Genomic DNA, 25,505 nt, shown 5'->3' on the forward strand with positions numbered 1-25,505 from the left:
TATGAGTACAAAAGAAAAAATTCGAGAAGAGCACGACGTTAGCACTTTAGAGCAGCCTAACAACGAAATTGTCGTTTATAATGATAACGTTAATACATTTGATCACGTCATAGATACTTTAATTTATGCTTGTGACCATACACCAGAACAAGCTGAGCAATGCACAATTCTAGTACATTATAAAGGACAATGTACAGTTAAAACTGGTGCGTATAAAGAGCTGGAACCACGATGTACAATGTTATTAGAAGCAGGCTTAAGTGCTGAAATAATTTAAAAAAAGAGTCTTTAATTTTAAAGACTCTTTTTTTTGTTGTAATTACTTTCGTTTGCACGTGTTTATACCTAATACGGTATAAAGTGGACAAAAATTGATAAAGCTGGTTATTAAAAAAATTATTGCAATACCCATCAAAACGTAAGCTAGAGTTCCGGTAATAACATTTAGATAATACAATAGTGCAATTATTACAGCAACTAATACTCTTAAGCTTTTATCTAAAGCTCCCATATTTTTTTTCATATTAAAAGGTGTTAAGTATCTAAATGTAAGTATAAGGCACAAAAAAAGCAAGCTATAGTTGCTTGCTTTTTTTTCGTGACCTCGACAGGATTCAAACCTGTAACCTCTTGAGCCGTAATCAATAAAACCTACTTATCGTCGCTACATGTTTTGTGTGTAAATACTCTGTAAATCACTGTTTTGAGAGGTTTGTTTACTATTTGTTAATATTTAATAATAGTCTATTACACTATTTTTCTGCAAATTTTCTGCAAATAATATATATTTGCAGAAACATTTATGCCATGGGTTACAATATTTCAATTCGTTTAGATAATCGTAGAAAGAAAAAGTCTGGAATGTATCCAATAAAACTTCGTGTTTATGGAAAAGAAACTCAAAAAGAGAAATGGTATAATTTAGATATTGATTTAACAGAAAAGAAATTTCAAGAAATTTGGTTAAATCCAAACAACAAAAAGTTACGTGGTGAAAATAAAGAATTACGACTGAAACTTCAGGCTATAGAAAATAGAGCTAATGATGAAGCTAGTAAATTGGGTGTTTTTGATTTTAAAAATTTTGAATTTAAGTTGTTTAGAAAATCTTCTGATAAAAATAATCTTCAATTTCACTTTAACGTAGCTATTGAGAATTGTATCAAAAAGAATAAGATAAATACAGCAGAAAGTTTTAAATACACATTAAACTCGTTAGGAACCTTCAGTAATGAAGTTAAAAATTGTCCTATAGAGAAGCTAAAATTTCAACAAATAAATGTTGATTGGTTAAGAGATTACGAGTCTTATATGGTTAAAAAAGGTAAGAGCTATACAACTATAGCAATATACACTAGAACTTTACGGGTTATTTTTAATAATGCAATCGAAGCTAAAGACCTTAACCAAGAGTATTATCCTTTTGGTAAAAGTAAATATCAAATATTACGAACAAAAAAAGTGAAAAAAGCTTTAAACTCTAAAGAACTTAAAGTTTTATTTGATGCTAAACCTGCAAACGAGAATGAATCAAAAGCTAAAGATTTTTGGTTTTTTAGTTTTGCTTGTAATGGCATAAACCCAAAAGATATAGCACTCTTAAAATATTCTGATATTAAAGAGGATAAATTTACTTATTACAGAGCCAAAACTTTTGATAAAAAAGCTGAGAAAACCGAAATCATTATCTACTTAACTGATTTTACAAATAGTATTATAGAAAAGTATGGTAACAAAAATAAAAATAGCTTTGTTTTTGATATTTTGAATGAAAATGATGATGCAAACGAACAGCATAAAAAAATAAAAAACTTTACACGTTATATAAACGATCACATAAAAAGGTTGGCTGTTGCTAATAAATTACCGAGTGATATAAGCTTCTATTATGCTCGACATAGTTTCGCAACCAATTCTTTACGAAAAGGCGCTAGTATGGAATTTATTAGTGAAGCATTAAACCATAGTGATCTAAGCGTAACTAAAAACTATTTTGCTGGTTTTGAAGATGAAGCTAAAAAAGAATTTGCAAACTCAATAATGAATTTTTAAATATGATATATAAAGAAGAGTTTTACGAATTAATTACTATTCTGGCAAGTATTTCACCTTTAAATGCAGACTTAAAACTAGAAGAGATTATAGAGCATACTGCTGTTAAAGAAGAAAAAATTCACCTTCAATTAATCAAAGATTATTTAAATGATGATGAATTATATAGAGAAAAAATAGAAAAGCACTTATCAAATACAGTTGATATTGGGAATAACATAGTTGTTCATACAGATTTAGAACCATTATTTATTTTTGCATCTTTAGAGTTTTTTATATTCGACGAAGTTTTAAATGAGAGTGAGAAAAAAGAGCTCATCTTGAGTTATTTAAATACTTTAAATATTAAATTCGACGGTGATTTTGAGTATGATGATTTTTTAAAATCACAAGAATTAATGACTAAATACAGATTAGTATATCATAAAGAACTCTTTGATTTAGGAGCTGATAATCTGAAAAATTTAGAAATGATAAATGAGATTTTAGACGTTCTTAATTATCAGGAAAATATACTAGTAGGTTTAGATGAAACCTACCAGCAAATTTTTAAAACTTCCAAAAATTTTTTCACTAAAAAAAGAATATTTTAAAGATGCATATTTTATTGAAAGTGAATTAAAAAAATCTACATCACACACACCTACTATTAATAATACTTTAGATTATAGTAATTACACAAATGTGTTTAACCAATCCATGCCAATAGAAATAGCTGTTGACCATTTTAAAATCTTTACAGAAAAAAACAGTAAAAACGGTAAACCGTTTCTAACTGAAAAACAATTTGATATATTTATAAAGAAAGCATTTTGTGGAATCCCTAATTTAAAAAAACAGAAGTTCAATATGGCTCCTAAAGGAGAGAGCACTTTAGTTAAATATAGGTTTAGGGAGTTTTATGAAAGTTATTATCAATATTTCGGAACTGGTCAAGTTCTAGATAAATTTGTAGAATTACTTACAGATAACTTCGTTGGATGGAATTTTAAAAATGTTAAGGTTAATTTTGATAAAAAACCTAGTAAAACTATTCAATTACTAAAGTAACTACTTTTTTTACTACTGGTACTACGTTTTTTACTACTGCACTTACGGAAATTATAAATAACCTGTAATTAACCGCTATCATTGATAAATATTAATTTAAAACATTTAAAAATGATAGCATTTGAACAAACGCAACTAGATGTTGCAGAGGTAAAAAGAGACCTCAAAGAATTAAAAGCCTTAATTGAAAAGGCAGAAACGTTATCCCAAACGGATGACCCGCAAACTATTGATGACATTGTTAAGTTTTCTGGTTATACAAAACCAACACTCTATAACTATTGTCAAAAAAACACCATTCCTCACCATAAGAAAAACGGTCGTTTATTCTTCTTCAAGTCCGAGATAATAGAATGGATAAAAGAAGGAAAGCAAAAATGCACAACAGAGCTTGAATCTGATGTCGATACCTTATTGTCTAACCGTAAAAAGAGACTTAAATAATTGAAGGCTTAATAAAAGTTTTCATTTAGAGCGATTTAATCAATCGTTAGTCTAACGTTAAATTAACGCAAAATGGATAGATATACATACAATTGTAATTATTGTGGTGTCGAGTACACTCCAAAAAGAAGGTATAAACAGAAATATTGTAGCAATAGTTGTAGAGTAAACGCCTTTACAAAAAGAAAAAAGGTAACTAGAAATTTACCTACAAAAGAGAATCAAGAAAAACCATCAACAATCAATAAAATGAGTTGGTCTGGTGTAGGAAACGCAGTTGTAGGAACTTTAGCTACAAACATTGTTACAAATATCTTTACTAAAGAAGAAAATAAACCTGCAACAAAAGGAGATATAAAAAAACTAATTAATAAGACTCATCAGGGTGTGATTTTAATCAAAAACCTACCTCCAAGATATGATGGTACTAGAGCTTATTTCGATACAGCTCAGCAAATATTAATTTATAAATAATAAGAAATGGAAAATAATAAAACATATAAGCCAGATGGCTTAAATATAATAGAGGATATACACAAAGACTTATTAAGTCAATATGCAAATGAAAATAATGCGCTTTCAATTAAAAAATTAAGTTACTTAATAGCAAAAATAAAATTGGCAATAGAAGTAATTAACTATAACCCAAGATTGCCACTTTGTCAAATTGAGAAAGAAATAATTAAAATGTGTAAAGTAGATAGTTCAATTCAAGGAGTTGATGTGAAAATTTATTTTACTACAAAATTTGAAAAAATCGATTATTCCAAATTGGCTAGTTTAACAGTAAACGTTTAGTTATGAGTGAAAAATATTTAAGAATAGGTACAGCTTACTTTAAAGAAGTTAATATGCCTTTAAACAGCAAAGACACTATAAAAATGTTGAATCCTTGGTCAAAAAGTGAAATTATAACCGACCATGGTAAGGAGTACATTGAAGATATAAAAAAATATGATGGTTTTTGTTTAATCCCATCGCATACTAATTATAAACGTGTAATTAATGGGTTTTATAATAAATATGAAAAATTAGAACATAAATTTGAAAAAGGTAGTTTTCCAGAAACAGAAAAATTTCTCAAGCATATTTTTGGTGAGCAATATATTTTAGGCTTAGATTACTTAAGTGTTTTATGGCAAAATCCAACACAAGTTTTACCAATTTTGTGTTTAGTAAGTAATGAGCGAAATACAGGTAAAACCACTTTTTTAAATTGGGTAAAATCTATATTCCAAAATAATATGACAATTAATAATAATGAGGATTTTAGAAGTAGATTTAATTCAGATTGGGCTTCAAAGTTAATTATTGCTGTTGATGAAGTTTTATTAGACAAAAGAGAAGATAGTGAAAGGTTGAAAAATCTATCTACTGCAAAAACTTATAAAAGTGAAGCTAAAGGTAAAGATAAAGTTGAGGGAAATTTTTTTGGTAAGTTTATTTTATGTTCCAACAACGAAAAGAATTTTGTTTACATAGATAATTCAGAAGTAAGATACTGGGTTAGAAAAATTATTCCTTTCGATTTATCAAATGACCGACCAGACCTTTTAGAATCGTTAAAAAAAGAGTTACCGCACTTTATCCATTTTATAAACAAAAGAAAGATTTCATGTCCTAGAAAAACAAGAATGTGGTTTACTAAAGAGCAAATTCATACAGAAGCATTAGATATATTAATTAACGGTAATAAAACCTTTATAGATAAAGAATTAGAGCAAATTTTGTCAGATGAGTTTGCCTTGTTTGAAAAAGAAGAATTAAAGTATTCATTGGGTGACTTGGTAGATAAGCTTAGTAAAAATAATATAAGAACCAATTCTTTTAAATTATCTGAGTTAATAAAAAATGAATATAAATTAGAATCTAAGAATAGTACATATACTAAATATTATATGTCAACATCAGTTTCAAACACTCCTATTGTTGAAGAAACAACTCATAGAGGTCGTCATTATACTTTTACTAAACAAATGTTTAAAGAGTTAAGTTGATTTGTTGCAAAACTACTGTAATGCTATGCTAGCTAGTACTTACGGTAATAAACAACTCAACAACATTAAAACAACAATCACACGTTTTCTTATTCTATTACATTGGCTATGTTATTAAACTAAACAACATACTACAACATTTGATTAAACCCACATAACAACATACAACAACAACAACAACAACAACAACAACAACAACTTTTTTAATTGTTGCTACATTGTGTACAGCTTGTTTACTCTTAAAACCCTTATTATTCTATTGTTTCAAACAAATTAGCAACAATCAACAACAAGGTCTATTGGCTTTGGTTTTATTTGAGTAAATGAGAAAATGCTTATTATAAGACAATTTACAAGTTTATATAAGAAACGATAATATTTTTACTAGAGAAAAAATATGTAGAAATTAATAAGATGAGTATAATAAAGGAATTAACCAAAGTGATAGGTCACGCGCCTAAATTAGCTCGTGAGGTATGTTGTAAAAGCAATATGCTGAAGCATCTTGAAACTCTAAAAGAGAAAGTAAAGGTTGTGGCTTAAATAAAATAATTGCACAACCATTGCATTTAATAATTTGTATATTTGCTACGATGAAATTTTTAGCATTCATATTAGCTATAACAATGTTAGCATTATCTGCAATGCCTTGTTCTGATGGTCAAAATGTAGAAGACCAACAGCAAGAGGAAATAACTGCTGAACATAATCATCAAGAGGATAGTGACGATTCTTGTCCTGTTACTTGTATTTGTAATTGTTGTGGTATGTCAATTAGCTATGAGCCTTTGGCAATATTTCAGTTATTAACTTTCAATAAAATTCCCACAAAATTAGTGTCTACTTATCAGTCAAATTATAGATTTGATTTCCAATCTAATATTTGGCAACCGCCACAAGCTTAATTCAGTTTTTAAAGGATAGCTATATCCCTTTTTAATGTTTTCACTTTCAGGAAAGCATTTGCATTTTTTTAACTGAATTAATACATTTTCTATGATTAATAAAATCATTGATTTTTCAATCAATAACAAATTCATTATTGGTTTGCTTACGCTTACCATAATCGGAACAGGTATTTGGAGTATGACCAAAGTGCCAATAGATGCTGTTCCAGATATTACCAATAACCAAGTACAGGTTATAACACAATCCCCCAATTTAAGTACTGAAGATATTGAGCAAATTGTTACTTATCCAATTGAAGTGGCAATGAGCAATCTTCCTGATGTTCAGGAAATAAGGTCAATTTCTCGTTTTGGCTTATCTGTGGTTACTATTGTATTTGATGATGATATGGGAACATATCTACCTCGCCAATTAGTAGCCGAAAAACTAAACGAAGTCAAAGAGCAAATACCTGCTGGATTTGGCGAACCTACAATGGGTCCTATTTCAACAGGTTTAGGAGAGATTTACCAATACACACTAAAAGTTGCACCAGAGTTTAAAGACAAATACAACATTGCAGATTTACGCTCAATGCAAGACTGGATTGTACAGCGTCAAATGGCAATGGTTCCTGGTGTGGTAGAAGTAAACGCTATTGGTGGAAAAATAAAACAATACGAAGTAGCGGTTGACCCAAACGATTTAAATGCTATTGGCCTTACCATTACAGATGTGTTTAATGCACTTGAAGCCAATAATCAAAATACAGGAGGTGCATATATTGAAAAGAACCATCAAGCTAATTTTATTCGTGGTGAAGGCTTGGTGAGAAGTTTAGAGGACATTAAAAAAATCACTGTCAAGAATATTAATAATATACCTGTCACTATTGGTGATATTGCAACAGTACAATTTGGCTCTGCAATTCGTTACGGTGCATTAACCCAAGATGGTGAAGGAGAAGTTGTAGGTGGATTGGTAATGATGCTAAAAGGAGCTAATTCCAATGATGTTATTGCCAATGTAAAAGAGCGAATGACTCAAATTGAAAAGTCGTTACCAGAAGGCATAATTATTGAACCATTATTAGACCGAAGTAAATTAATTGGCGAAACAACTTCTACAGTAACAACTAACCTTATTGAAGGTGCATTAATCGTCATTTTTGTGTTGGTCTTTTTGTTAGGTAATTGGCGAGGAGGTTTAATAGTTGCCTCTACTATTCCATTATCCTTATTATTCGCTTTTATTTTAATGAATGTTTTTGATGTTTGGGTAAACCTAATGAGTTTAGGAGCAATTGATTTCGGAATCATTGTAGATGGTGCTGTAATTATTGTTGAAAGCACTGTTTTTCTTATAGCATCACAAGTTTTGAAAAAGAAACAACTTACATCTAAAGAAAGAGATAAAGTTGCTTCTAATGCTTCAAAAAAGATGATGAATGCTGCCTTCTTCGGTCAGTTGATTATCCTTATAGTTTTTCTACCCATTTTAGCCTTACAAGGTATTGAAGGAAAGATGTTTAAACCAATGGCTTTGACTTTTATTTTTGCTATGATTGGTGCAATGGTACTTTGTTTAACCTATGTGCCTATGATGTCAGCTCTAATATTAAGAGCACCAAAAAATGATAATAAATCCTATGGAGATAGATTTGTACATTGGGTTGAAGACAAATACCAACCCTTATTGGTTAGAGCCTTGCGAAAAGGGAAATGGGTAATTGGTATTGCAGTTGTGTTGTTCGGAATAACCGTTTTTATGTTTTCAAGAATGGGTGGCGAGTTCATTCCGCAACTCGATGAAGGCGATATTGCATTTCACGCTATTTTAAAACCAGGTAGTTCACTTACAGAAACTATTGAAACTACTACCAAAATAGAACAAATAGTAAAAGCAAAATTTCCAGAAGTCGATAAAATTGTGAGTCGTATTGGTGTTGCCGAAATTCCAACCGACCCGATGCCTATGGATATTGCCGATGTTTTTGTAATCCTGAAACCTAAAAGTGAATGGACTACAATAGAATCAAAAGATGAATTGATTGAAGCAATGAAAGAAGCAGTTGAAATGGTTCCTGGTGTTAATTATGAGTTTACACAACCTATTGAAATGCGTTTTAACGAGTTATTAGAAGGTGTTCGTGAAGATATTGCCATAAAACTTTATGGTGAAGACATTGACATTCTATCTCAAAAAGCCGAAGAAATATCTAAAATTATCGCAGGTACTGAAGGTATTGGCGATATGAAAGCGGAAGCCACAACAGGTTTGCCACAAATGACAATCAATTACAACAGGAATAAATTGGCGCAATATGGACTTCAAATAAATACGCTTAATCAAACCGTACAATCTGCATTTGCAGGTGGTACAGCAGGTGTGATTTTTGAAGGTGAAAAACGCTTCGATTTAGTAGTACGATTAAGTGATCAAAACCGTAAGGATATTTCAGATGTTCAAAACCTGTATATCAATTTACCTTCAGGTGCTCAAATTCCTTTGCGTGAAATTGCAGATGTAAGCTACAAAGCAGGACCAATGCAAATAAGTAGAGACAATACTAATCGAAGAACCTATGTAGGGATAAATGTAAGAGGACGTGATGTAAAATCGCTGGTCACTGAAATAAAGTCAAAATTAGATGCACAACTGGAATTACCATCAGGTTATTTTATTCGATATGGTGGTGCATTTGAAAATCTGGAACGTGCCAGCAACCGATTACAAACCGTTGTGCCTATCGCCTTATTACTCATATTTATACTAATATACTTTGCATTAAAATCACTACCTCAAACCTTAATGATTTATATAGCCATCCCAATGGCAACTATTGGTGGTGTTGTAGCCTTATGGTTGCGTGATATGCCATTTAGTATTTCGGCAGGTGTTGGTTTTATTGTGTTGTTTGGTGTTGCGGTATTAAATGGATTGGTAATGATAAGTGGACTCAACGAATTAAAAGACGAAGGTGTAACTAATTTAAAGGATAGAATAGTTGAAGGTACTAAACGAAGAATCAGACCTATTATGCTAACTGCTTTTACAGATGTATTAGGCTTTCTACCAATGGCTATTTCATCATCAGCTGGTGCAGAAGTACAACGTCCTTTGGCAACTGTAGTTATTGGTGGATTATTAACTTCAACTTTGCTTACCTTATTTGTTTTACCAATTTTATATCATTGGGTAGAAAACAAATATTTTACGTTTAAGCCAAATAAAAAGTTAGTAACAGCAACAGCAGTTGTATTATTACTATTTGGTTTTTCACCACAAAGTAATGCACAAGAGTTGAATGATACAATTCCCGAAATTTCATTACAGGAAGCTGTTAAACTCGCAAAAAGTAATTATCCATTATTGAAGCAAAAGCAGTTGGAAATTACAAAACAAGAACAATTAAAATCGACTGCCTATGATTTCGGAACGACTCAAATTTTTACAGGTGGAGAAGAAATTGATAATGGAAATGGCATCTATACAACCATTGGTATTGGTCAATCAAATATCGATGTATTTGGCATTGGTTCTAAAAAGAAGCTACAAGAACAACGCATTCAATTGGCACAAAAAGCCTTTCAACTTTCCGAGTTGGAATTAGAATTGGAAGTTAAAAAAGCTTGGTCTAATTGCTATCAAATGAAACAAAACTATGATTTGTATAAGGAATTGGATTCCATTTATTCCAAATTCGAGCAAGCAGTAGCTTTAAATTATGAAGTCGAAGCTATTTCTAAATTAGAATATTCGGCAGCAAAAAATCAAGCGTTTCAAATTCAGAATAAAAAAGCGCAAGCCTATAGTAATTATCTTATTGCCTTACAGCAATTCAATTTGTGGTTGGTATCAGAAGAAATTTTTACAGTTTCAGATGAATTTGAGGTAGCGATAGATAGTGATATGGAAACGTTCAGTATTGAAAGTCATCCATTGTACAGTATGTCGCAGAACATTGTAGATGAAGCGGAAGCTAAATATAAAGCTGCAAAAGCAGATAATTTGCCAAAGTTCAATCTTCAAGGTGGTATACAGAAAGTAAATGGCAATTCAGGATTTTACACCTATCAAGCAGGAATTTCAATTCCGTTTTTATCAGGTACTAACAAAGCACAAGTTAGAAGTGCTAGAATTGATAAAGAAATAGCAGAAACCAATGTAGCGTTCAAAAAACAGGAAGTACAATCAAGGTTTGTTCAGGCTAAAGAAAATTATATGAAATGGAAAACATCTTGGGAGTTTTACAAAGACCAAGTTTTACCATTAACAAAAGAGCAAAAAACAGGTGCATTACTGGCATATAGAGAAGGCGAAATTGATTATACTGCATTTACGCAGTTGATAAAAGAAGCAATTCAATCGGAACTGGAAGCACAGACTGCATTAGTAAACTATTTAGAAAGCACATTTCAATTACAATATTTTAATAAATAAGACAATGAAAAACAAAATATATAAAATCCTTACCGTAATCGTGTTAGCCATATTTGTTTCAGCTTGCGGAAATAAAGAAAATCATAACGAGAATGATGGTCATTCCCACGATGAGGAAGAAAAAACAGAAGTTAACGAAGAGCATCACGATGAAGACGAAGTAATGCTTTCACAACAGCAATTCGATGCATTGAAAATGAAAATAGATACGTTAGCATTACGTAATATGAGCGGCTATGTAGAAGCAAACGGAACGTTAGAAGTACCACCACAAAACGAAGCAGCTATTACTACTGTTGTTGGTGCAAATGTCGTTTCAATTGAAGTGGTTGAAGGTGATAAGGTTAATAAAGGTCAAGTTGTGGCTTATCTATCGCACCCAAATATCATACAAGCGCAAACGGATTATTTAAACGCTTATAGCAATAGCGAGCTTGCAAAGAAAAATTATGAACGTCAACAAAAATTATACGATGCTAGTGTTGGTTCTGGTGCTAATTTCCAGAAAGCAGAAGCAGAATATCAAGTATCAAAAGCAATGGTTAATGGTTTAGAAGCGCAATTAAGAATACTCAACGTTAACACTACATCAGTTCGCAATGGAACAATTGCACAGCGCATAGCATTGCGAAGTCCAATAGAAGGCTTTGTGCAAAAAGTTGAAGTAAAAACAGGTCAATATGTAGAGCCACAAACCGAATTATTTGAAATTGTAAATACGCATCACGTTCACGCCGATTTAATGGTTTTTGAAAAAGATGTTTATAAAGTACAGAAAGGTCAGAAAGTTAACTTTACGGTACAATCCATACCAAATGCAGAGCTTATCGCAGAAATCTATTCCGTAAGCAAAACCTTTGAGGACAACCCAAAAGCAGTCCACGTTCACGCAGAAATAGAAAACAAAAAAGGTAACTTAATTCCTGGTATGTATATTCAAGGTAAAATTCAAGTAGATAATACCCAAACAAAAGCTTTACCAGAAAGTGCAATTATAAAAGAAGGCGAAAGATATTATGTGTTTTCAGTAGAAAAAGAAAATGACGATTGGAGCTTTAAACCTATCGAAGTTGTGTTAGGCACTAAAGATGGTGATTGGGTATCGGTTCAATTTACTGAAAACATAGAAAGTAATACAAAATTTGCTTATAACAATGCTTATTATCTTAACGCAGAAATGAAAAAAGGAGAAGCAGAACACGCACATTAATTATGGAAACAATAGAACAAGTATTAGAGTCAAAAAATATTCGTGTTACAGCAATGCGTTTGCTTATATATAAGTTTCTTGCAGAAAAAGAGGTCGCTGTTACTTTAAGTGATATTGAAAATGCTTTCGCAAAAGCAGACAGAACCACTTTATACAGAACTATTAAAACCTTTGAAGAAAAGGCTATTGTGCATCAAATAGACGATGGTACAGGGATTACAAAATATGCATTATGTGAAAAGGGATGTAATTGTGAAATTGAAACCGATTTGCACTTACATTTCCATTGTAATAATTGCAATGAAACCATTTGCTTAACAGAACATAAAATACCTCAAATAAAAGTGCCAGATGGTTTTGTGTCAGAGAATGTAAATTTGGTGGTAAAAGGTATTTGCGATAAGTGTAGTGTCTAATTATTGCACTTCCATTGCACTTACTATTAAAGTACATTTATCCAAAATTAGAGGATATGAAGTTTAATACTAAAATACCTAAAAATCTAAAACAGGCGTATAACGAAGAAATAAAACAATACAGTTTCTGTTTAGAAAATAAACAATTTGGTGATGCTTGGTATCATTTAGAGCGTAGTCATATAATAGGACAGTCTTACCCTATAGAACATACCTATTCACATTGGCTAATGCTAAAGTTTGGATTTAGACAAAAAGATACTAAAGAAGTAATAGGTCAAATAATTAGGCTTATTGTTGGTGGTTGGAAATCATTTATTAATCACGTTCCACTTGGTAATACAGGTGGAGCAAACGTGCCACCATTAAAACGAATGCCTATTCCCAATGACATTGAAAAATTATTAGATATTAAATGAAAAAAAGAAAGTCAATTTAAGAGATTTAAAACCAAATTCAGAAGAACAACATTCTCACGATGATGGTCACGACCACGGTAATGGAAGTGCATTCAAAACATACATTCCTGCTATTATAAGTTTTGTTATGTTAATGGTAGGTATCGCTGTAGATTATTTTGATGCCATTCCTCAATTTGAAGGATGGATTCGAGTAGTTTGGTACACTTTAGCATATATTCCTGTTGGATTTCCAGTAATTAAAGAAGGATGGAAAAGTCTTATAAAAGGCGATGTTTTTACCGAGTTCTTTTTAATGTCTATTGCTACAATTGGTGCATTTATAATTGGTGAATATCCAGAAGGTGTTGCAGTAATGCTATTTTATGCAGTAGGAGAATTATTTCAAAACGCAGCAGTCAACAGAGCAAAAGGAAATATTAAAGCCTTGTTAGATGTTAGGCCAAAAGAAGCCAATGTATTTCGTGATGGTGATTATGTTAGTGTGTCGCCAGAAGCTGTAAATATTGGAGAGAAAATTCAAATTCGAGTAGGTGAAAAAATTCCATTGGATGGTATTTTATTATCCGAAAAAGCATCGTTAAACACCGCAGCATTAACAGGCGAGAGCAAACCAGATTCCATTCAGAAGGAAGCCAAGGTTTATGCAGGTAGTATTAATTTAGAAAGCGTTATTGAAGTTGAGGTAACCAATAAGTTTGAAGACAGTTCAATTGCGAGAATATTAGACTTGGTTCAAAATGCTACAGCTCGTAAATCGAAGACAGAATTATTTATCAGACAGTTTGCTCGTATCTACACACCAATTGTTGTGTTTTTGGCTATTGGTGTTACATTCATTCCTTACTTTTTTGTAGATGATTATGTCTTTAGAGATTGGTTATACAGAGCATTAATTTTCTTGGTAATATCTTGTCCTTGTGCGTTAGTGATTTCAATTCCATTAGGATATTTCGGTGGATTGGGAGCAGCTTCAAAAAATGGAATTTTATTCAAAGGTGCTTCATTTTTAGATGCTATGACCAAAATAAATACTTTAGTAATGGACAAAACAGGAACCGTTACCAAAGGTGTTTTTAAAATCAAAGAAGTAAAAGCAATTGGTTGGGATGAAACCGAATTTATGCAATACTTAATGGCGATGGAAGAACAATCCACACATCCAATTGCAAAAGCAATTTTAGAGTATAAATCAGAAGGAGAAGATTTTGAAGCTCAAGACGTTTCTGAAATTGCTGGTAAAGGTTTAAAAGGCATTGTAAATGGTAAAACAGTTTTAGTAGGTAATAAAGCCTTAATGACTACTAATAATATTGATGTTCCATCTGAAACGGAATCTATTGTAGAATCGATAGTATTAGTTGCAATCGATAATCAATTTGCAGGTTATGTAGTCATAGCAGATGAATTAAAGGAAGATGCAAAAGAAACTATTACAGCATTACACAAAGTAGGCATTAAAAATATTATGATGCTTTCCGGTGATAAAGATTCCATTACGCAACGAGTCGCTAAAGAGTTGAACATCGAAAATACAAAAGGTGATTTACTTCCAGAAGATAAGTTAAACGAAGTTGAAATATTAAAAAAGAATCCTGAAAATAAAGTAGCATTTATAGGGGATGGTATAAACGATGCGCCTGTTTTAGCAGCAAGTAACGTTGGAATTGCAATGGGTGGTTTGGGTAGTGATGTAGCTATTGAAACAGCAGACGTTATCATTCAAACCGACCAACCTTCAAAAGTAGTTAGAGCTATTAAAATAAGTCGTTCTACACGAAAAATTGTTTGGCAGAATATCATTTTAGCATTTGGTGTTAAAGTCATTGTCTTGATTTTGGGAGCAGGTGGTTTAGCTACAATGTGGGAAGCAGTTTTTGCAGATGTAGGAGTAGCATTATTAGCAATTTTGAATGCAGTTAGATTACAACGTATGAGTTGGGATTTAGCAGATTAGTCAATTAAACTTCTGTTAAACAAAATCAATAGTTGTTAAAATTTCGTAACTTCGCAAACAGTATGAAGCAGTTTTTCCATAAAATAATGTCTTTAGCAATGGCTTTTGTAGTGTTATGCTCTACAATGTCATTTACTGTGAATATGCATTATTGTGGAGATATTTTAGTAGAAACTGCTATTTTCCATAAAGCCAAAGGTTGCGGTATGGAAATGGAAAAACCTTCAACTGATGGTTGTTCAATCACCAAGAAAAATTGTTGTGATGAGGAACAATTAGTTGTCGATGGTCAAGATGAATTACAATTGCAAGTTGACAAAATCTCATTTGAGCAACAGGTATTCATCGCTTCATTTGTTTACACTTACATTAACCTTTTTGAAGGTTTAGAAAATAACGTTTCTACTTACGAAGAATACAAACCACCACTCGTCATAAGGCAACTCTACAAGATTGACGAGACATACTTAATTTGATTTTTAAACAATAGACTCTTTTATCCTATGACAGTAATGTTGTAAGGATAATTTGCTGTATTCGGTGTTTTCTTAATACCGAATGAATTTTAAAATGATTGATAGTGAATTTGAATTATATTTTCTTTAGATGAAATAGAAAATATAAGCATAGCCAAAGTTACGGTTCTATTTTATATTGAAATATAAAGGAAATAGAACTGCGAAGCACATCACGAACACCTATTTATGCTATAGAATAGATGTGAGTAAACTAATTCAATCGATTATTTTGAAGTTTATCAGGTATTCTACCAATGTCTAACTGTTTAATAATCAAAATTTATGCTTAATAAAGCAATCAAATTTCTCATCGAGAATAAACTCGTTGCAGTACTACTTCTCGTCCTTTTCGTAGGATGGGGAACAGTAAATGCACCTTTTAATTGGGATACAGGATTTTTACCAAGTAATCCTGTGGCTGTTGATGCCATTCCGGATATTGGAGAAAATCAACAAATTGTATTTACAAAGTGGGATGGTCGTTCGCCACAAGATATAGAAGACCAAATTACATATCCATTAACCACATCCTTGTTAGGGATTCCTGGAGTAAAAACCATTCGTAGTTCTTCTATGTTCGGCTTTTCAAGTATCTATATCATTTTTGAAGAAGACATCGAATTTTACTGGAGTAGAAGTCGTATTCTCGAAAAACTTAATTCCTTACCAAGTGGTTTATTACCCGAAGGTGTTAATCCTGCATTGGGTCCAGATGCCACAGGATTAGGACAAATATTTTGGTACACGCTTGAAGGTCGTGACGACAACGGAAATGTAACTGGTGGTTGGGATTTGCAAGAGTTACGCAGTATTCAGGATTACTATGTAAAGTATGCGCTGTCCTCTGCAATTGGTGTTTCAGAGGTTGCTTCTATTGGTGGCTATGTTCAAGAATACCAAGTGGATGTAAATCCAGAATTAATGCGTCAGTATGATATTGGTTTAAACCAAGTTGTAAAAGCGGTTAAGGAAAGCAATAAAGACATTGGTGCACAGACTTTGGAAATTAACCAAGCCGAATATTTAGTTCGTGGTTTGGGTTATGTGAAATCCATTTCAGACATCGAAAATGCAGTAGTCACTTCCGAAGATTATATTTCAATTAGGATAAAGGATATTGGTAAAGTTTCATTAGGTCCTGCAACAAGACGTGGTTTATTAGATAAAGAAGGTGCAGAGGTTGTTGGTGCTGTTGTTGTGGCTCGTTATGGAGCAAACCCAATGGAAGTCATCAATAACGTAAAGGAAAAAATTAACGAGTTAAGCGCAGGATTACCTTCGAAAGTATTAGCGGATGGTAGAACCTCACAAGTAACCATAGTGCCTTTTTATGACAGAGCAGAACTGATACAAGAAACATTAGGCACACTTAACGAAGCCTTAACTCTTGAAATATTGATTACCATTTTGGTTATAATCATTATGGTGTTTAATCTTCGAGCTTCCGTACTAATTTCTGGACTATTACCTGTTGCAGTTTTAATGGTATTTATTGCAATGAAACTCTTTGGTGTAGATGCCAACATTGTCGCTTTATCAGGTATTGCAATTGCTATTGGTACAATGGTCGATGTTGGTGTCATACTATCAGAAAATATTATTCGGCATTTAGACGAGAATCGTTCCCACGAAAGTGGGAATCTCATCCCAATTAACACAGTAGTCTATAACGCAACAGCTGAAGTGTCTGGCGCAATCGTAACGGCAGTAATGACTACGATTATTAGTTTCATTCCTGTTTTTACAATGATAGGTGCTGAAGGTAAATTATTCAGACCATTAGCCTTCACAAAGACTTTTGCACTAACAGCTTCTATAATAGTAGCGTTATTTTTAATTCCACCGTTTGCCGCATTTTTATTTAGAAAGAAAAACATTAAAAACACTTTTAAATATGTTTTAAATGGTGTTTTGATAGCGTTAGGTATCGCTGCAATTATCTATGGGTATTGGTTAGGGTTGATATTAATAGCTTTTGGAATTACCGCAGGTCTCAATCTTCAAAGTAAGATAACAGACAAGCAAGCTAACCTTATTAATATTATCATTTCAGTATCAGCTATTGTGTTCTTGTTAGCCGAATATTGGAGACCGTTAGGCGTTGATAAAAGCATTTTTTGGAATCTCATTTTTGTGAGTGTTATTTGCTTTGGTTTATTAGGTGTTTTCTCATTATTCATCAAATATTACACACGCATTTTAAGATGGTGTTTAGATAATAAGTTACTATTTCTTTCAATTCCGACTGCAATTGTAATTGCTGGTTTTTTCATTATGAAAAACACAGGTAAAGAGTTTATGCCCTCATTAAATGAAGGCTCATTTTTACTAATGCCAACCTCGATGCCTCATTCTGGCGTAGAAGAAAACAAACGTGTTTTACAGCAATTGGATATGGCTGTCGCCAGTATTCCAGAGATTGAAACCGTAGTTGGTAAGGCAGGAAGAACAGAATCAGCTTTAGACCCAGCACCACTATCAATGTACGAGAATATGATTCAGTATAAACCAGAATATATGCTGAATGAAAACGGAGTACGCCAACGCTACAAAATAAATGATGATGGTTTCTTTGAATTGAAGGGTGGTCGTTTGGTTTCTAATCCTAATAATTCCGAAAACGTCATTTTTAGCACTATAAAAAGGTCTCAATTAATTGAAGATGATGATGGCGAGTACTATCGTAATTGGCGACCAGAAATACAGTCACCAGACGATATTTGGAATGAAATCGTAAGAGTTACAAAGTTACCAGGTGTTACATCTGCACCAAAACTACAACCTATTGAAACCCGATTAGTAATGCTTCAAACAGGAATGCGAGCACCAATGGGAATTAAAGTTAAAGGTCAAGACTTAAAGCAAATAGAAGCGTTTGGAGTGCAATTAGAAAACATTATCAAGGAAGCTGAAGGTGTTAAAAAAGAAGCTGTTTTTGCAGACCGTATTGTTGGTAAACCCTATTTGTTAATTGATATTGATAGAGAGAAAATTGCACGTTATGGCATTTCTATACAAGATGTTCAAGATGTATTAAAAGTAGCAGTTGGTGGTATGGTCTTAACCCAAACGGTAGAAGGTCGAGAGCGATATGGTGTTCGAGTACGATACCCAAGAGAATTACGAGCAAACCCAACCGACTTAAAACAGATTTATGTGCCAGTAGAAAAAGGAAGTCCTGTGCCATTAAGCGAATTGGCAACTATAAGATACGAACAAGGTCCACAAGTCATTAAAAGTGAAGATACTTTTTTAGTAGGCTATGTCTTGTTTGATAAAATGGATGGTTTTGCAGAAGTCAATGTCGTAGAAAATGCACAAGCACTAATCCAAGAAAAGATTGATTCTGGTGAATTGATAGTTCCAAAAGGAATCAACTATGCATTCACAGGAACGTATGAAAATCAGTTACGAGCAGAAAAAACCTTGTCGGTTGTTGTACCGTTAGCATTAGCCATCATTTTTTTAATTCTGTATTTCCAATTCCGTTCTGTAGGGACATCACTAATGGTATTCACAGGTATCGCAGTAGCGTTTGCAGGTGGTTTTATAATGATTTGGCTCTATGGTCAAGGTTGGTTTTTAAACTTCAATTTCTTTGGTGAAAACCTACGCGATTTATTCCAAATGCACCCAATCAATTTAAGTGTTGCAGTTTGGGTTGGGTTTATTGCACTCTTCGGTATAGCAACCGATGATGGTGTAGTAATGGCAACTTATTTAACCCAAACATTCGATAGAAACACACCAGATAATAAAAAGGAAATTAGAGCATCAGTTGTTGAAGCAGGTGAAAAACGAATCAGACCGTGTTTAATGACTACAGCTACAACCATTTTAGCATTATTACCAGTATTAACCTCTACAGGTCGAGGAAGCGATATAATGATACCTATGGCAATACCAAGTTTTGGTGGAATGCTTATAGCTTTAATAACCTTATTTGTAGTTCCAGTATTATATAGCTGGAAAGCCGAATTTCAACTTAAAAGAACTGTAAAATGAAACACATAAAATCACACATAAAAACAGTCTTTATTCTTTGTTCGTTATTCTTTGTTCTCAAAGGAAATGCACAACAATTAGAAGTACTCATAGATGAAGCCTTAACAAACAATCCAGAAATTCAAAAATTCGAGTTACAATACAAAAGAGCTTCCGAAAAAGTAAACGAAGTCAATACCATTCCTAATACTGAATTTGGTGTCGGTTACTTTGTAAGTGAACCGGAAACCAGAACAGGTGCACAACGCTTTAAAGTATCTGCTAAACAAATGTTACCGTGGTTCGGAACCATTACATCGAGAGAAAACTATGTGAGTTCATTGGCAGATGCTAAATACGAGGACATTGTTATCGCAAAGCGAAAACTAATGGCTTCGGTATCACAATCCTATTATAATCTATACGCCAACAAAGCAAAGCAAGAGGTCTTAACTGAAAATATTAAACTATTAGAAACTTATGAGACGTTGGCATTAACTTCTGTTGAGGTTGGTATAGCATCCGCAGTAGATGTGTTGCGATTGCAAATGCGTCAAAACGAAATGCAACAATTAAAAGATGTATTGCAACAACAATTTTTAGCAGAACAAACTAACTTCAATAATCTATTGAATAGAGATAATGATGTTACCGTGAATGTGGTAGATAGTTTAATGATACCTTCTGAAGACTTTGATATTACTTCTGAAAATTTAGCATTACATCCTGAATTACTGAAATATGATAAACTCTATCAATCCATAGAGCAATCAGAATTATTAAATCAAAAAGAAAGCAGTCCAATGATTGGTTTTGGATTAGATTATATCAATGTTTCCGAAAGACCAAATATGGATTTTAGTGATAACGGAAAGGATATTGTAATGCCAATGGTTTCGGTATCTATCCCAATTTTCAATAAGAAATATAAATCCCAGACCAAACAAAATGAGTTGCAACAGCAGGAAATTACTGCTCAAAAACAGGAACGTTTAAATTCATTGGAAACGCTTTTAGACAAAGCGAATAACGAACGCATTTCTGCAAGAATAAGTTATGCTACCCAAACCAAAAACCTACAGCAAGCTAAAGATGCAGAAGAAATTTTAATCAAAAGCTACGAAACAGGAACGATTGATTTTAATGATGTTCTGGATATTCAAGAGTTGCAACTAAAGTTTCAAATGAACCAAATAGAATCTGTGAAGACCTACTATGTACAAAGTACAATCATTAATTATTTAACACAGCAATAATGAAATGAGCGGATGTATTATTATAAAACTATTCAAGATTTTAAAAAGCGAATTACATCTGACCATTAAAAAATAAATAACAACAGATGAAACACACATATCAAATACACGGAATGACTTGTAACGGTTGTCGCAGTCACGTTGAAGAAACGCTCTCTAAAATAGAAGGTGTTTTAAAAGCAACAGTCGATTTAGATAAGGCAGAAGCTACCATCGAAATGGAATCGCATATTCCTATAGAAACCTTTCAAGAAGCCTTAAAAAAGGATGGTGATAGATACAGTATTCATAAACAAGGTGAACAGCATCAACATTCAAAAGATAAAAAGAAAGAGCAACCCAAAGGAAAAGGCACAGGCACATTTTATTGTCCTATGCATTGCGAAGGCGATAAAACGTATGATGAACCAGGCGATTGTCCTGTTTGCGGAATGGATTTGGTGGAAGAACAAAATCTATCTACAGCTTCAGCAGAACAATGGACGTGTCCTATGCATCCAGAAATTGTCAAAGACGAAGCAGGTTCGTGTCCTATTTGTGGGATGGATTTGGTACCAATGGAAGCAGATAGTTCAGCAGAAGAAAAAACGTATAAGAAGCTATTAAAGAAATTTTGGATAGCATCTGTATTCACATTACCCATTTTCTTAATTGCTATGAGCGAAATGCTTAATAACAATCCATTGTATGATATAATGGAACAGAAAAATTGGAACTGGATTCAATTTGCATTATCCATTCCAGTTGTCTTTTACGCTACGTGGATGTTCTTTGAGCGTGCTTATAGAAGCATAAAAACGTGGAATCTCAATATGTTTACACTCATTGGAATCGGTGCAGGTGTGGCTTGGTTATTTAGTGTATTTGGGATGTTGTTTCCAGATGTATTTCCTGAACAATTTAAAACTGAATTAGGCGCAGTTCACGTCTATTTTGAAGCAGCAACAGTTATTCTAACGTTAGTGCTTTTAGGTCAATTGTTAGAAGCTCGAGCGCATAGTAAAACCAATTCGGCAGTAAAAGAGTTACTAAAATTAGCACCTAATAAAGCCATAAAAATAGTAGATGGTGAAGAAATTGAAGTCAGTATTGACGAGATAGAATTAAATGATATTCTAAAAGTGAAACCAGGAGATAAAATTCCTGTGGATGGTGTGATAACTGAAGGCGAAACAACTATTGACGAATCTATGATTACAGGAGAACCTATTCCTGTAAACAAATCTCAAGAAGATAAAGTAAGTAGCGGAACAATTAATGGTAATCAATCCTTTTTAATGAAAGCCGAAAAGGTAGGAAGTGACACGCTATTATCGCAAATCATTCATATGGTTAATGATGCCAGTAGAAGTCGCGCACCTATTCAAAATTTAGCAGATAAAGTTTCAGGTTATTTTGTGCCAGTTGTAGTTCTTATTTCTATTATCACTTTTATTATATGGTCAATTTGGGGACCAGAACCAGTTTATGTGTATGCGTTTGTAAATGCGATTGCAGTACTAATCATTGCGTGTCCTTGTGCTTTAGGTTTAGCAACACCAATGTCTGTAATGGTTGGTGTGGGTAAAGGTGCTCAAAATGGTGTATTGATTAAAAATGCTGAAGCTCTTGAAAAAATGGATAAGGTAAATACGCTTATCGTTGACAAGACAGGAACAATTACCGAAGGAAAGCCAACAGTTGAAACCGTTGGTGCTTTTAATGATGCTTTAAGCGAAAAAGAAGTGCTACAATACATCGTGTCATTAAATACCAATAGCGAACATCCTTTAGCAGAAGCGACAGTTAAATATGGCAAAGAACACAACGCAGAAATTTTAAAGTCCAAAGATTTTAGTGCAGTCACAGGAAAAGGTGTTGAAGCGACCATAAAAGATAAAAAAGTAGCATTAGGTAATCCTAAAATGATGGAATATGCCAAAGCAGATATTATCTCTAAAATGAAAGACGAAGCTAAATCTTACCAAAAACAGGGTAAAACAGTTTCTTATTTGTCAATAGATAAAACCGTAGTTGGATATGTAGTTATAGGCGATAAGATAAAAGAAACAAGTGCTAAAGCGATTAAAGCACTTCAAGATAAAGGGATAGATGTAATAATGCTAACAGGTGATAATCACGATACAGCACAAGCAGTAGCATCAGAACTAAATCTTGCAGATTTTAAAGCCAGTATGCTACCAGAAGACAAACTCAAAGAAGTAGAGAAACTACAAAAAAATGGAAAAGTAGTTGCTATGGCAGGTGATGGAATTAATGATGCACCAGCATTGGCAAAAAGTGATGTAGGTATTGCAATGGGAACAGGAACAGATGTAGCGATAGAAAGTGCTATGATAACTTTAGTAAAAGGCGATTTACACGGTATTGTAAAAGCAAAAAAATTGAGTAATGCTGTAATGAAGAACATTAAGCAAAACCTATTTTTTGCACTTATCTACAACACTTTAGGTGTACCTATTGCAGCAGGTGTGTTGTTTCCATTCTTCGGAATACTACTCTCGCCAATGATAGCAGCTTTAGCAATGAGTTTTAGTTCGGTTTCGGTAATAGGTAACGCACTACGATTAAGAACAATTAAAGTATAACTATAAAATCAAATAATTATGAAAAATCCAAAAGAACACTCAAACAAAGGAAATTACAAAACCTTCTTTATAATGTTGGCTTGCTCATTTGTAGCAATGTACATCACAATGTATTTAAACACCTATTCCATAGACCACGTATGGTTTAGTTTAACACGATTCTATATGACGTGTTTAGGAATTTCAACAATGGCAGTAATAATGTGGTTTTTTATGCGAAAAATGTATAATGATAAAAAGAAGAATATCGCCATACTCGCAGGTAGTTTTATTCTGTTTGTAGGTGCATTAGGGTTGGTAAGAACACAAGCACCAATTATTGGTGATGTCCTTTGGATGAAAGCAATGATACCACATCATTCTATCGCTATTTTAACAAGTGAAAGAGCAGATATTCAAGACCCAGAAGTTAAGAAATTAGCAGAAGACATTATAAAAGCACAACGTAAAGAAATAGGAGAAATGAAAGCAATGATAAAACGATTAGAGAATGAAAAATAATAAAATAGTCATATATATTGGCATACTCGTAGTAGGTGTGTTATTGGGTTGGTTGCTTTTTGGTGGTTCATCAAAAAAAGATACAGTACATAATCACGATACCATTTCAGAAACCAATCAAATGTGGACGTGTTCTATGCATCCACAAATTATGCAACCAGAATCAGGCGATTGTCCTATTTGTGGTATGGATTTAATTCCTGCTGATGGTGGAAGTGATGGTTTATTAGCAGACCAATTCAAATTGACTGAAAACGCAATGGCTTTAGCTAATATTCAAACATCTATTGTTGGTAAAGGCAATGTTGAAGGCAATACTATCAAATTATCTGGTAAAATTGCTGAAAACGAAGAAGCTAATGCAGTACAAGTCAGTTACTTTTCAGGTAGAATTGAACGCTTGAATGTGAGTTTTACAGGCGAAGAAGTTCGTAAAGGTCAATTATTGGCAACCATTTATTCACCAGAACTCTATGCAGCACAACAAGAATTAATTACAGCAGCATCTTTAAAAGAATCACAACCTGCTTTATACAAAGCAGTCCGTAATAAATTGAAATTATGGAAGCTCTCTGAAAATCAAATCAATCAGATTGAAGAAACAGGGAAAGTAAAAGAAAACTTTCCTGTTTATGCGACCGTTTCGGGTACTGTTACAGAAAAATTGGTAGAGCAAGGCGATTACATTAAACAAGGACAACCCTTACTTAAAATTGCTAATCTAAACACGGTTTGGGGAAATTTTGATGTGTATGAAAATCAGATTGACCGCTTTAAAAAAGGACAGGAAGTGATGATAACAACCAATGCTTATCCTAATAAAGAGTTTAAAGGTAAAGTAGATTTCATTGACCCAGTTTTAAACACGAAAACAAGAACTGTAAACTTACGTGTTGTTTTAAGCAATAAGGACGATGTATTTAAACCAGGAATGTTTGTAACCGCAAATATTGAAGGCAGTACAGCTAATAATGATGACCTATTAACAATTCCTTCATCTTCTGTGTTATGGACAGGTGAACGTTCTGTGGTGTACCTTAAAACAAATCCAGACCAACCTATTTTTGAAATGCGTGAAATTAAATTAGGCAATCAAATTGGTAATGAATATGAAGTTGTAGAAGGATTATTTGTTGGAAATGAAATAGTGACTAACGGTACATTTACGGTTGATGCAGCAGCACAATTACAAGGGAAAAAGTCTATGATGAATAAAGATGGTGGTAAAGTAATGACTGGACACGAAGGTCATTTAGGTATGGATAACAATGCATCTAACAAAGAAAGTGACCACACTAATATGAATGAGCGTTTGGAAGTATCAGCGAAATTTCAAGAGCAGTTAAAAGCTGTTTTCAATGCGTATATCAATTTAAAAGATGCTTTAGTAAAAGAAGATTCAAAAAGTACTTCAACAAGCACAAAAACTTTATTAAATGAATTGAACAAAGTAGATATGAAATTGTTGTCAGATAATAAGGCGCATAACCATTGGATGTCATTAGAAGGCGAAATAAAATCTTCTGCAACTTCAATTTCTGAAACGTCCGATATAGAATCACAAAGAGACCTTTTTAAACATTTATCATCACATCTAATCAATGCTGTACAACTATTTGGTGTCAATGAAAAGGTTTATGTGGAATTTTGTCCAATGGCAGATAACAATAATGGTGCATATTGGTTGAGCAAAGAAGAAAAAGTAATCAACCCATATTTTGGTGAAGCAATGCTAACCTGTGGAGAAGTAAAACAAGTAATAGAATAATAACAATTAAATTT

21 protein-coding genes are annotated in these 25,505 nt (G+C 32.9%); 20 read left to right on the plus strand and 1 reads right to left on the minus strand.

What is annotated here, in order from left to right:
• The first annotated feature begins 1 nt into the window (after nt 1).
• Nucleotides 2-277, plus strand: coding sequence for an ATP-dependent Clp protease adaptor ClpS (locus tag AC0L3M_RS00115; protein WP_473431392.1), 276 nt, complete (start codon nt 2-4; stop codon nt 275-277).
• Nucleotides 278-319: 42 nt separating this feature from the next.
• Here AC0L3M_RS00115 and AC0L3M_RS00120 read toward each other — a convergent pair whose 3' ends face one another.
• A complete protein-coding gene (locus tag AC0L3M_RS00120; RefSeq protein WP_473431393.1) occupies nt 320-523 on the minus strand; it encodes a YgaP family membrane protein in 204 nt (67 codons plus the stop codon).
• Between the two features lie 284 nt (nt 524-807).
• Here AC0L3M_RS00120 and AC0L3M_RS00125 point away from each other — a divergent pair, with 284 nt between their 5' ends.
• The 19 genes from AC0L3M_RS00125 to AC0L3M_RS00215 all read left to right on the plus strand — a co-directional run bounded on the left by AC0L3M_RS00125 (nt 808) and on the right by AC0L3M_RS00215 (nt 25,491).
• Entirely contained in the window at nt 808-2,052 is a 1,245-nt protein-coding gene (locus AC0L3M_RS00125) for a tyrosine-type recombinase/integrase (RefSeq protein WP_191101276.1), read from the plus strand.
• A gap of 2 nt (nt 2,053-2,054) precedes the next feature.
• Nucleotides 2,055-2,645: a hypothetical protein gene (locus tag AC0L3M_RS00130; protein ID WP_473431394.1), complete on the plus strand. Its 591-nt coding sequence runs from the start codon at nt 2,055-2,057 to the stop codon at nt 2,643-2,645.
• Nucleotides 2,581-3,102, plus strand: a complete 522-nt coding sequence (locus AC0L3M_RS00135) for a hypothetical protein (protein WP_473431395.1) — start codon at nt 2,581-2,583, stop codon at nt 3,100-3,102. Before AC0L3M_RS00130 ends, AC0L3M_RS00135 begins: the two co-directional genes overlap by 65 nt.
• A gap of 111 nt (nt 3,103-3,213) precedes the next feature.
• Nucleotides 3,214-3,546, plus strand: a complete 333-nt coding sequence (locus AC0L3M_RS00140; RefSeq protein WP_013868959.1) for a helix-turn-helix domain-containing protein — start codon at nt 3,214-3,216, stop codon at nt 3,544-3,546.
• Between the two features lie 72 nt (nt 3,547-3,618).
• On the plus strand, nt 3,619-4,020 hold the full coding sequence (locus AC0L3M_RS00145) for a hypothetical protein (RefSeq protein WP_473431396.1): 402 nt from the start codon (nt 3,619-3,621) through the stop codon (nt 4,018-4,020).
• Between the two features lie 6 nt (nt 4,021-4,026).
• Nucleotides 4,027-4,344, plus strand: coding sequence for a hypothetical protein (locus AC0L3M_RS00150; protein ID WP_191101278.1), 318 nt, complete (start codon nt 4,027-4,029; stop codon nt 4,342-4,344).
• Nucleotides 4,345-4,346: 2 nt separating this feature from the next.
• Nucleotides 4,347-5,543 (plus strand): primase-helicase family protein, encoded by a 1,197-nt coding sequence (locus AC0L3M_RS00155; RefSeq protein ID WP_191101279.1) that lies wholly within the window; start codon nt 4,347-4,349, stop codon nt 5,541-5,543.
• Between the two features lie 593 nt (nt 5,544-6,136).
• Nucleotides 6,137-6,448: a DUF6660 family protein gene (locus tag AC0L3M_RS00160; protein WP_224742434.1), complete on the plus strand. Its 312-nt coding sequence runs from the start codon at nt 6,137-6,139 to the stop codon at nt 6,446-6,448.
• A gap of 91 nt (nt 6,449-6,539) precedes the next feature.
• Nucleotides 6,540-10,874, plus strand: coding sequence for a CusA/CzcA family heavy metal efflux RND transporter (locus tag AC0L3M_RS00165; protein WP_191101281.1), 4,335 nt, complete (start codon nt 6,540-6,542; stop codon nt 10,872-10,874).
• 4 nt (nt 10,875-10,878) lie between these two features.
• A complete protein-coding gene (locus AC0L3M_RS00170) occupies nt 10,879-12,084 on the plus strand; it encodes an efflux RND transporter periplasmic adaptor subunit (RefSeq protein WP_191101282.1) in 1,206 nt (401 codons plus the stop codon).
• Between the two features lie 2 nt (nt 12,085-12,086).
• Nucleotides 12,087-12,500: a Fur family transcriptional regulator gene (locus AC0L3M_RS00175; protein WP_191101283.1), complete on the plus strand. Its 414-nt coding sequence runs from the start codon at nt 12,087-12,089 to the stop codon at nt 12,498-12,500.
• Between the two features lie 56 nt (nt 12,501-12,556).
• The gene (locus tag AC0L3M_RS00180) at nt 12,557-12,919 is read left to right on the plus strand and encodes a DUF3703 domain-containing protein (RefSeq protein ID WP_473431397.1); all 363 of its coding nucleotides are present in this window, start codon (nt 12,557-12,559) and stop codon (nt 12,917-12,919) included.
• A 133-nt stretch (nt 12,920-13,052) separates the two neighbouring features.
• Nucleotides 13,053-14,876 carry a heavy metal translocating P-type ATPase gene (locus AC0L3M_RS00185; RefSeq protein ID WP_473431398.1) on the plus strand — a complete coding sequence of 608 codons (1,824 nt, stop codon included), beginning with the start codon at nt 13,053-13,055 and terminating at the stop codon, nt 14,874-14,876.
• Between the two features lie 62 nt (nt 14,877-14,938).
• Entirely contained in the window at nt 14,939-15,352 is a 414-nt protein-coding gene (locus AC0L3M_RS00190; protein WP_224742435.1) for an HYC_CC_PP family protein, read from the plus strand.
• Between the two features lie 324 nt (nt 15,353-15,676).
• Nucleotides 15,677-19,399, plus strand: a complete 3,723-nt coding sequence (locus AC0L3M_RS00195) for an efflux RND transporter permease subunit (RefSeq protein WP_473431399.1) — start codon at nt 15,677-15,679, stop codon at nt 19,397-19,399.
• Nucleotides 19,396-20,634: a TolC family protein gene (locus tag AC0L3M_RS00200; protein ID WP_473431400.1), complete on the plus strand. Its 1,239-nt coding sequence runs from the start codon at nt 19,396-19,398 to the stop codon at nt 20,632-20,634. Before AC0L3M_RS00195 ends, AC0L3M_RS00200 begins: the two co-directional genes overlap by 4 nt.
• Nucleotides 20,635-20,720: 86 nt before the next feature.
• A complete protein-coding gene (locus AC0L3M_RS00205) occupies nt 20,721-23,222 on the plus strand; it encodes a heavy metal translocating P-type ATPase (RefSeq protein WP_473431401.1) in 2,502 nt (833 codons plus the stop codon).
• Nucleotides 23,223-23,240: 18 nt separating this feature from the next.
• Nucleotides 23,241-23,723, plus strand: a complete 483-nt coding sequence (locus AC0L3M_RS00210; RefSeq protein ID WP_138434445.1) for a DUF305 domain-containing protein — start codon at nt 23,241-23,243, stop codon at nt 23,721-23,723.
• Nucleotides 23,713-25,491 (plus strand): efflux RND transporter periplasmic adaptor subunit, encoded by a 1,779-nt coding sequence (locus tag AC0L3M_RS00215; protein WP_339876277.1) that lies wholly within the window; start codon nt 23,713-23,715, stop codon nt 25,489-25,491. The genes AC0L3M_RS00210 and AC0L3M_RS00215 overlap by 11 nt, the downstream gene beginning before the upstream one ends.
• Nucleotides 25,492-25,505 lie beyond the last annotated feature (14 nt).

Source organism: Olleya sp. KJ81-1, from assembly GCF_055808135.1.